Raw genomic sequence first — 920 nt, 5'->3', positions numbered from 1 at the left:
TCAAACTATGCACATCACTGATGCCAGCAACAACGACTTTGGCTATCAGCGTATCAATAATGGCGGCTCTAAAATCACCATTACCTTCTTTCGCAAGGTTGTGAAGGGACTTATCAATCCGGTTAGATTTTTTTGGCATAGAGACTTCGATAATCATCATTCACCTCACGTGAGTTAATAGGATGCCGATCGCAATAAAGATACGGATGTTCTGGGAGTGATTGCGGCGGCGAATTAGAAACTATGTTGCTGATATGACCAATATGACGTATCGGTCACGTTTCCATCATAAATAGCGATTCAATTGATGTCGTTTTTGTTCCAGAAATACCACTAATGACTTCGCGCGACCAAATACAATCAAAATCATCAGGCGCAGTGTATTCGCTGACAAACACAGTGCAACGGCGCGATAACTCACGCACCCAATTCCAAAACTCAGCCGTGTTAAATGTATCGCGGTATTGCCGCGTATTCGCATAGGGCGGATCGCAATAAACAACGGCTCCATCGGGTATATCTAATTCCCGGTAATCGCAGCACTGCAATATTACGCCATTCAGCTTAATCAACTGTCGCTGAATGTTGTTGATAGCCTCCAATTGGTAATCACGAACGCGCCCGGATTTGACGCGCCCGGATCCCACGTACCCATCAAACCATTTACCCGCGTAACTACAGTTGAACCCCACCCATCCTGTGAGATGTGGTGTTTCATCCGGGTTGCTTTTCACCGCGTAATACTGCTCTCGTGATATTTGCTCCGGTGGTTGCCATCCAGATAACAACGCTATCCACATTTCCATCAAATATTCGTGTCTATCAGAGGCAATAACTGTACCCGTGTGAGAATCATTTATATGACTCACCATGTTCATGCCGCCCGCAAACGGCTCGACATAAACCGTCTCTTTTGTTAA

General features: G+C 45.4%; 1 protein-coding gene. It reads right to left on the bottom strand.

Annotated elements, in window-relative coordinates; genetic code table 11:
- Positions 1-275 precede the first annotated feature (275 nt).
- Positions 276-920, bottom strand: a 645-nt coding sequence (locus Xkoz_RS19210) for a DNA adenine methylase (protein WP_099143523.1), incomplete at its 5' end; no start/stop codon positions are given.

Source organism: Xenorhabdus kozodoii (assembly GCF_002632875.1).
Taxonomy (GTDB): domain Bacteria; phylum Pseudomonadota; class Gammaproteobacteria; order Enterobacterales; family Enterobacteriaceae; genus Xenorhabdus; species Xenorhabdus kozodoii.
The sequence above is the reverse complement of the archived record's forward strand: the minus strand, read 5'-3'. Positions and strand labels throughout refer to the sequence as shown.